This is a genomic window from Streptomyces sp. NPDC001515 (genome assembly GCF_053597115.1).
The window spans coordinates 137,564-145,066 of sequence record NZ_JBSFHN010000020.1; the positions used below are offsets into that span (position 1 = coordinate 137,564).

The 7,503-nt window shown below is 68.3% G+C and carries 6 protein-coding genes and 3 pseudogenes; 7 read left to right on the forward strand and 2 right to left on the reverse strand.

Going from position 1 to position 7,503, the window contains the following annotated elements:
• Positions 1-88: 88 nt before the first annotated feature.
• The 5 genes from ACWCXC_RS22190 to ACWCXC_RS22210 all read left to right on the forward strand — a co-directional run bounded on the left by ACWCXC_RS22190 (position 89) and on the right by ACWCXC_RS22210 (position 5,143).
• Positions 89-829, forward strand: a complete 741-nt coding sequence (locus tag ACWCXC_RS22190; protein ID WP_450890328.1) for an MBL fold metallo-hydrolase — start codon at positions 89-91, stop codon at positions 827-829.
• Between the two features lie 1,380 nt (positions 830-2,209).
• On the forward strand, positions 2,210-3,061 hold the full coding sequence (locus ACWCXC_RS22195; protein WP_450686248.1) for an SAM-dependent methyltransferase: 852 nt from the start codon (positions 2,210-2,212) through the stop codon (positions 3,059-3,061).
• A gap of 81 nt (positions 3,062-3,142) precedes the next feature.
• Positions 3,143-3,781, forward strand: a complete 639-nt coding sequence (locus ACWCXC_RS22200) for a UDP binding domain-containing protein (RefSeq protein WP_450890329.1) — start codon at positions 3,143-3,145, stop codon at positions 3,779-3,781.
• Between the two features lie 273 nt (positions 3,782-4,054).
• Entirely contained in the window at positions 4,055-4,219 is a 165-nt protein-coding gene (locus ACWCXC_RS22205) for a hypothetical protein (protein ID WP_450890330.1), read from the forward strand.
• Between the two features lie 441 nt (positions 4,220-4,660).
• A complete protein-coding gene (locus ACWCXC_RS22210; protein WP_450685969.1) occupies positions 4,661-5,143 on the forward strand; it encodes a hypothetical protein in 483 nt (160 codons plus the stop codon).
• 240 nt (positions 5,144-5,383) lie between these two features.
• Here ACWCXC_RS22210 and ACWCXC_RS22215 read toward each other — a convergent pair.
• Positions 5,384-5,548, reverse strand: a pseudogene (locus tag ACWCXC_RS22215) (SDR family oxidoreductase); the annotation flags it as partial.
• 48 nt (positions 5,549-5,596) lie between these two features.
• On the opposite strand from ACWCXC_RS22215, the pseudogene ACWCXC_RS22220 reads away from it, so the two are divergent.
• Positions 5,597-5,827 (forward strand): annotated as a pseudogene (locus tag ACWCXC_RS22220) (hypothetical protein); the annotation flags it as partial.
• Between the two features lie 75 nt (positions 5,828-5,902).
• Here ACWCXC_RS22220 and thpR read toward each other — a convergent pair.
• Positions 5,903-6,529: pseudogene (thpR, locus tag ACWCXC_RS22225) on the reverse strand (RNA 2',3'-cyclic phosphodiesterase).
• A 556-nt stretch (positions 6,530-7,085) separates the two neighbouring features.
• Between thpR and ACWCXC_RS22230 the strand changes: the two are divergent.
• A complete protein-coding gene (locus tag ACWCXC_RS22230; protein ID WP_450685967.1) occupies positions 7,086-7,304 on the forward strand; it encodes an MbtH family protein in 219 nt (72 codons plus the stop codon).
• Positions 7,305-7,503 lie beyond the last annotated feature (199 nt).

Here is a 7,503-nt window from a genome sequence, read left to right on the forward strand (position 1 = left end):
GCGGTTTCTGCGCAGCTTGACCGACGCGGGGCTACCGAAAACAACCGTGTCGGTCACCGTGTCCGCACTGAGACAGGTGCCACGATCCGTGCCCACCGCACTCATCGTGGAGGGGCTGCGGCAACCCCGGCGCATCGCGAACTCGCTGCAGTCGTTCGTGATCACTCACCCGGAGTCGACGTTCATCGTGGATCCGAGTGTCTGCCTGGATGTCGACCGTCGCGCCGTCGCGGAGCTACCACGGTTCCTGCGGGTCGCGGTGCGTCCCCCGGCGGACACCGTCGCCACCGTTACCGCGCTCCACGAGCGGCCGGCTTCCGGCGTGGATTTCGCGCTGCCGACGCACGCGCATTGGGACCACGTATGCGGACTCCTCGATCTCCCCGAACTGCCGGTCCATCTGCACCGTCGCGAACACGACTGGGTCATGCAAGGCTCGATCGCGCCCGTGGGTGGTGTCCGCGAGGCCCTGCGCGGCCGGGGCATCGTCCCGTACGAACTGGACGGCCCGCCGATCCTCACTTTTTCCGCCAGCCACGACCTCTTCGGCGACGGTTCCGTCGTACTCGTCGACCTCGCGGGTCACACCCCTGGCAGCGTGGGAGTTCTGGCGCACACAGCAGGGGGCTGGGTGCTGCTCGCCGGCGACGCCGCCTGGCACACCGACCAGATCGACCTCATTCGGCAAAAGGCCGGCTACCCCGGCAAGCTCGCCGACGAAGACCGCCACGAGACCTTCCGCACGCTGCACCGCTTGCACGCCGTCAAGGACCGGGTCGCGATCATCCCGACGCACGACCACCGCGCGGCCCAACAACTACCGACCTGATCACTCAGAGGGACTCCTGCGGCCACACAGGCCCCCGTCCGGCACATAGACCGACCCGACTCCGCTACAACGACCCTCGTCGAGGCCGAACGCCGCTCCGGACGCCCGACACACCCCGACATTGGGGCCGACGGGTACCGCGCGCAGGGCCAAACCGTCATGCGCGACTCCGCCAGCCGCTCGTTACGGCGTCGGCATACCTCACGGTCTTCAGCGGTTCTCACTTCGCGAGGTGGCGGTCCGGGGGCGTGGGACCGGTGGTCGCCATAGTGCTGGCGGCCGTGGACACCATCGCCGTCGTCCACGTGATGCGCAACGCGCTTTCGTACACCACCACCGCCTTGTCGAAGCGCCGTCACCCCTGAGCCCTGCGCGACGACCACACCAGCCCGGCCTGGACGACCAGTTCGTGCAGACGGTCGTCGACGACTACACCCGCCCTCGTCGGGCGCGGCCGGGTGATGCCCGCCGACCGGCACGCTCTCTACCCGCGGCACCGAAGGCCGGCCCGTGCCGCGCCCACGAACCGCCACCGCACGGCGATACCTACGAGCGGGCCCGTCTCGCCGCCGGCGCTCTTGCCGCCCAGCACCGACAGCAGGCGCCGGAACGGAGTTCAAAAGGCGTTACATGAGTACCTCGGACGAACAGCCCAGCCTCGACAACGCTCTCGCCATCACCCGCGAGGCCCCGGGTGATGGCTGCCGCCCTCGACGAGGCCCAGAAGCCGGAGGCCGAAGCGGGGTGGCAGCCGGTCTGGAAACGGCTTTGGACACCGAAAAGACAGCTGCACAGGCAGCGCCTGCGCAGCGGGGAGGCTACGAAGCGCCGCCTCGTCGCAGAACAGTCGCGCTGGCCCCTTTCCCGGCAGAGTCGGCTCGGCAATGAGGCCGCACGGCGTGACGGCCGCGCTCTGTCCCGGTGCGGCACTCCAACGTCTGGCTGTGGTGACGATGCCCCGCTCGGCTCCGGCGACGGGCTGACCGCGAGAGCTCGCCATCGTTTGACGACAGGTACGCCTGGCTGGCCAAGGTAGTCCCGAAGCCATCAGCTGGCCGTGTACCCCAGCCTCCCCCGTACGCCTGCGGCGCGCGCATGGTCGTTTGCCGTGAGACGAATGCATTGCCTATGGTTTCTGTCATGCGCCAGTAGGCTTGAAGTTCCCATGCCCCGGCAGGCCGGCGCGTGTCCGATGCGGCACGCTCCAGTTCCCGGCCCGCTGCTTCCTTCGGCATGCCGTAACCAGCAGGCGCCCCTGCGCCCTCCTCGGCACAGGCCCCTCCGCGAACATCCTGTACTCCCGCGGCAGTGGCGCGGGAGTCGACTCCTGCTGTGTGGCACGCCGGCATTCTGCAACATCACAGAACACGGAAGTGCCTCATGTTCGAAGAGCTGTCAGCCATCAACGCCCGCCCCGCCCTCTACGCGAAGGTGACTACCCCTGACCTGTGGACCGATCCGCATATTTCCGCGCAGATGCTTGCCGCTCACCTCAACCCGCACGTCGACCTGTCCTCCTACCGGGTGGAGTATCTGGAACAGGTTGTGGACTGGATCATCGACCGCTTCAGTGTCCGCGCGGGCCTGCGGGTCGCGGATTTCGGTTGTGGCCCCGGTCTCTACACCACGCGCCTCGCCCGTGCTGGCGCGTCCGTCACCGGACTGGACCTCTCCTCCCGCTCGATCGACCACGCCACTGCATTGGCCCGCGCTGAAGGGCTTGCCGTCCGCTACCTGCTCCAGGACTACCTCACCTACCGTGACGACACTCGATACGACCTGATCATCCTGGTTATGCGTGACTACTGCGCGCTGCCGCCGAACGGTCGGCAGGCGCTACTGCGTACAGTCCGCGAGCATCTCGCCGCCGGTGGTTCCTTCGTTTTCGACGTCGACTCCGCATCCGCGTTCGCTCACGTGCGGGAGCAGGCGACCTACGCACCGTCCCTCATGAACGGATTCTGGTCCGGCCGTCCCTACTTCGGGTTCCACAACACCTACCAGTACGAGCGCGAGTACGTATCGCTGGACAAGTACGAAATCTTCGAGGCCGAGAGGAAGAGAACTTTCTTCAACTGGGTTCGATACTTCACCCCGGAGGGGCTGATCAGCGAGTTGAAGGATGCCGGTTTCACCGATGTCGATGTCCTCGGCGATCTGACCGGATCGACCTACACCAGTGAGACCGCGCAGTTCGCCGCCATTGCGACGATGGCGAACAACGCCTGCTGACCTGCGGCGGCGGGGAGCCGGCGCACTCGTCGTCCCTCCTCGCGATGCATGGGCCCCGTCGACAGCCCGGAGACCGCTGAGATGGCCAAGCTGTGGGAGAACACCTTCCGTGCGGTCAGCGTCGCTCTGGCGAACGAGCTTGCCGACAGCTGCCTGTCTCTGGGGGTGGAACCGCTTGCGGTGATCGGGGCGGCGGCCACCAAGCCGTTCGGTTTCATGCCGTTCTACCCTGGACCGGGCGTGGGCGGGCACTGCATCCTCTGCGACCCGCACTACCTGCGCTGGCAACTGGCCGGACGGCATTCGCCCACGCCCGTGATCGATGCCGCGATGGCCGCCGTCGCCGCCCGGCCAGGCACCGTCGCCGCCCGCGCGTTGGCGCTGCTCGCAGCCCGCGAAGCCGGTTCCCCGGCGCGGGTGCTGCTGCTCGGCGTCAGCTACAAGCCCGGCATCGCCGATGTGCGGGACAGCCCCGCGTTGCCGATCATTGAACTCCTCACCACTCAGGGTGCCTCGGTCGAGTACGCGGACCCCTTCGTGCCAACTCTGGCGTGCGCCGCCCCCACCCTGACCGCCATCACCGATCCGGCAGCCCACGACTGGGACTTGGTGATCGTCCACACCCGGCACCTCGACCGGGACCTCGGCTGGGTGCCGGCCACAACCGAGGTCCTCGCCCCGACCCACCAGCGACCAACCGCACCGGCGTCGCCGGGCTGAGCGTACGGGCCGAGGAAGGTACCGATGCCTCTTGAAGAGCCGGCGGTATCGCGGTGGTAGCGGTCAACCGAATCCCTTCCGAAGCCGTGCTCGATGGATTGTGAAACCCAGGAGCGGAGCGCATGGCGACCCGAGCCGCTGCACCAGGTGAACGAAAAGAGTGCTGAAGGCGGTCAGTACTGCCGGCCAGTGAGGGAAGGGCCCGGCACGTCGGCATCGCGGACGCCGGGGCGGACCGACGCAACCAGTACACAAGCAAATGAAGGAGCACGCGTGTCCGAGGGACATCTGGCGAACACGGGAACAGGTGCCGCAGTCACCGTCTTCGGGATGGTGATTGCTGAGATGTGGTTGCTCGCGGCGGCTGCCGCGATCGTTTTGACCGGGGTGATACTGCTCCGGCTCACCTGGCGCCGTCACCGTCCTGTCGGTTCATGACGGGTGTCCGAGCGGCCCGAGCCGCCGATTCCTCCAGCCGTGTCCCTCTCCGGAGAGGCATGCCGTGACCGGTGTGAGCGCAACGTCGGCCCGCCACTGCCGCGTCCTGGCCGCCCTCACGGTCACGGTCGCCTTGCTCGGCTACTTCGCCCTCCGTCGTGTGGAGGCGTTCGCCGCCCTCAGCGCAGGAGGGCGGCTTCTCTTCGTGCTCCTGTACACCCACACCTGCACATGGCTTCTGTGGCAGACACTGCTCGCCTACGCCGAGCCCCCTTATCGGGCATCTCCCGATACGCGGTCACCTGGCAGCTCACCTAACGCTCCGCGCAATCCCTTCTGGGAGCCGTTGTCGGCAACACCGGCTCATGTGCCTCCTACCGTGCCTCCTACCGAGCGGATGTCCTGCGCGACCACGCGCACGCCTACCGCGACGAAACCTTCATGGGCCGCCCCGTCACCTTCTCCGACGACTCCTTGCTGACGCTCCTGGCCAAACTCCGCGGCAGAACTGTCCAGCAGCCCACCGCGTATGCCCACGCCACCATGCCGCAGAACCTCAGCCACCACATCCGCCAGCAAGTCCGCTGGATGAGAGGCTCCGCCATCCGCTCCTTCTGGCGCATCCGGTACCTGCCGATCAGCGGCTACGCCTTCTGGCACCAGGTGTGCAATTGGTACATCACCCTCACCACCGCCGCCGCTCTCGTCTGGTTCCTGTTCCTGCAACCGGCCGACAGGACGGACTCCCTGACCATCGTGCTCCTCATCGCGATCGTCCTCGGCTATCTCCGCTGCCTGCGCTACCTCACGGTCCGGCCCGGCAACGAACGTCTGCGCACTCGCCTGCTCGTCGTCGCCTTCGCTCCCCTGATGGCCCTGTGGACCCTCACCGTGCTGAGAGCCTGCGCTGGTACGACCTCATGACGTGCGCCCGCACGGACTGGCTCACCCGAGGCAAGGCCGAGGTGTACGCGAGCGAAGTCTTGTCCGTCACTCCACCGGCATCGGCGCAGCGGACCTCCGCTTGAGCGTGGAGGCCCTCCGAACACCCGCGCCGGACAGGAAGCAGGCTGCTCACGCGATGGGCTGCCGTATACCCGGGCAGGACGATGGCGTGGCCGCCCCCGCCACTGCGACCGAAAGCCGCCGGCCACCGCCTGCTGTTCAGGTGCGGGTGTAGCCGCCGTCGGCGAAGAGTTCGGCGCCGTTGACGAACGACGAGGCGTCGGATGCCAGGAAGAGGGTGGCCTCGGCGATCTGGTCGGCGGCGGCCCCTGCGGCGTTGAGCAGGCTGGGGATCCGCGTGGCGCTCGGGCTGAGCACGTTGACCGGGATCGGCGCTAGGGCGTGTGTCGGAAGTGCTTCAGGTTGGCTGCTGTGAGTGCGAGGGGGCGGAGTTGCCGATACGTCGGGCCGGTGGAGCTGAAGGCTGCGGTCCGACCTGGCAGCGGCGGGTGCCCGATCCGCTCGGCGGCTGACTTCGACGGTTGGATCACTGAGCGATCGGCAGCAGAGCTGACCGAACCGTTCACCTTCGTGGTCGGCACGGACGGTGTGCTTCGGCCGGCGCCGCGGCGAAGCGAGCGCGTGGCCTGCGCTGGTGGGGACAGTACCCCCGAACCTCACCAGCACACGGAGCCGCGCCCCACTCCGGTCAGGCCAGCAACCCCGGCGGGCCCGCCCTCAGGGGTGTGCGGGCGGCACCGCGGCGGCGGAGGCCGTGCCGAGCGGCCACGCCGCGATGTCGCGGTGGTGGAGCTGTCCCGGGCGGCTCTCCGCGTGGCTGCCCACCAGGTGCAGGCGCTCGGCGGGCCACGTGCGGCCCCGGAACTCCGGGAGCAGCGCGGCGATCTCCCCGGCCGGCGTGTGGTCGCCCCGGCGCACCCGGGCGAGGGTCAGATGGGGGCGCAGCGGCCGGTCCTTCAGGGCGATCCCGTGGTTCCGGACCACAGCCCGTACGCCGCCGGCGAGCCGGTGCAGTGCGTCGAGGTCGCCGTCGACCCCGCTCCACGCCAGCCCGTCGAACGTGCCGCTGCCGTGCAGAGCCAGGCGCGGAGGGGGCTGGGACGCGGCGAGAGCGGCGCGCGGCGGACACGGCAGCGGAACGCTGTCCACCTGGAGTGCGCCCAGGAACGCCAGGGTGATGCGTCAGTCCTCCATCCGGTTCCACCGCACCGGGGGATGCGTCGCGTAGGCGGGCCGCAGTTCCTGGGCCAGTTCGTCCTTCGCCGGGTCGGGCGGAGCGAGGGCGATGAACGCGCGCACGGTCGCGGGCGGGGTCACTTCGGTCACCCGGCATGCGTATCGCATGCGGGGCCGACCGCCCCCGGCGGTGGCCGTCGGCGCCGAACCCGGAAAACTACACGGAGTGAGGGAAATGGCCATTGATTTCGAATGGGGCGCGCACCCGGCGCACGGGAGCGCGGTGTGTTCGGTGCGTGCCCGTGCAGGGGGGAGTGTACGCCGGCGGTTATCCGAATGTGCGCGGGTCGTATTTAGTGAAATGAGCACAATCGGGACATCGGGTGGCTGAAAGTTTCCGGAGGAGTGGGCTTGGCATATGTCTCCGGCCGGCCTTTCCGCGCGCCGCCGTCGTACGGGCTGATAAGTAATGGACCGAATTCGCCTCTGGTGCTGTCGGTGGTCCTCTATGGTGATTGGCGTGAACGGGCGAAGCCGGACGACCGGCCGGCCATCGGCGTCACACCGGTATCCCGAGGCGTAACGTATCTCCGCCCATGCGGCCGTACTTGCGCGACAGGGGGCGGGCGGTCCGGTGGCGGGGGAGCGGGGAATCCGCGCGGCGGGCCCGGGTGTATCTGAAGAACATGCGGTGGCATGTAGGAAAACAAGTGGGGGGACGGTCGTGACCAATCCTTTCGATGACGAGTCGGGTCGGTTCGTGACGCTGGTGAACGGCGAGGGCCAGTATTCGCTCTGGCCGGCGCACATCGAGGTTCCGGGGGGCTGGAGCGTCGGCGGTCCCGAGGGTTCGCGACAGGAGTGTCTCGCCGCGATCGAGGCCGCGTGGACGGACATGCGGCCCGCGGGCCTGGTGCGGGCGATGGAGGCCGACGCCGGGTAGGGCGGCGCGCGGGCCTGTGGGCCGCCCTGGTTCGCAGGCCCGCGCGTCTCATTCGATCGATGTCGTTCCCGTGCGGGCACATTCGATCAGCCCGGGATGACGATCGATCGCGTTCCGGCGAGAAATGTTCATTCCGCTGTCACGCGGCTTTATTTCCTCATCGATGTACTGCGTTGATGGGCTGTGTGCCGCATTGAAG

Coding starts and splice junctions, on each gene's coding strand:
- ACWCXC_RS22195 (WP_450686248.1), top strand. CDS start 2,210: ATGTTCGAAGAGCTGTCAGCCATCAACGCCCGCCCCGCCCTCTACGCG.
- ACWCXC_RS22200 (WP_450890329.1), top strand. CDS start 3,143: ATGGCCAAGCTGTGGGAGAACACCTTCCGTGCGGTCAGCGTCGCTCTG.
- ACWCXC_RS22210 (WP_450685969.1), top strand. CDS start 4,661: ATGGGCCGCCCCGTCACCTTCTCCGACGACTCCTTGCTGACGCTCCTG.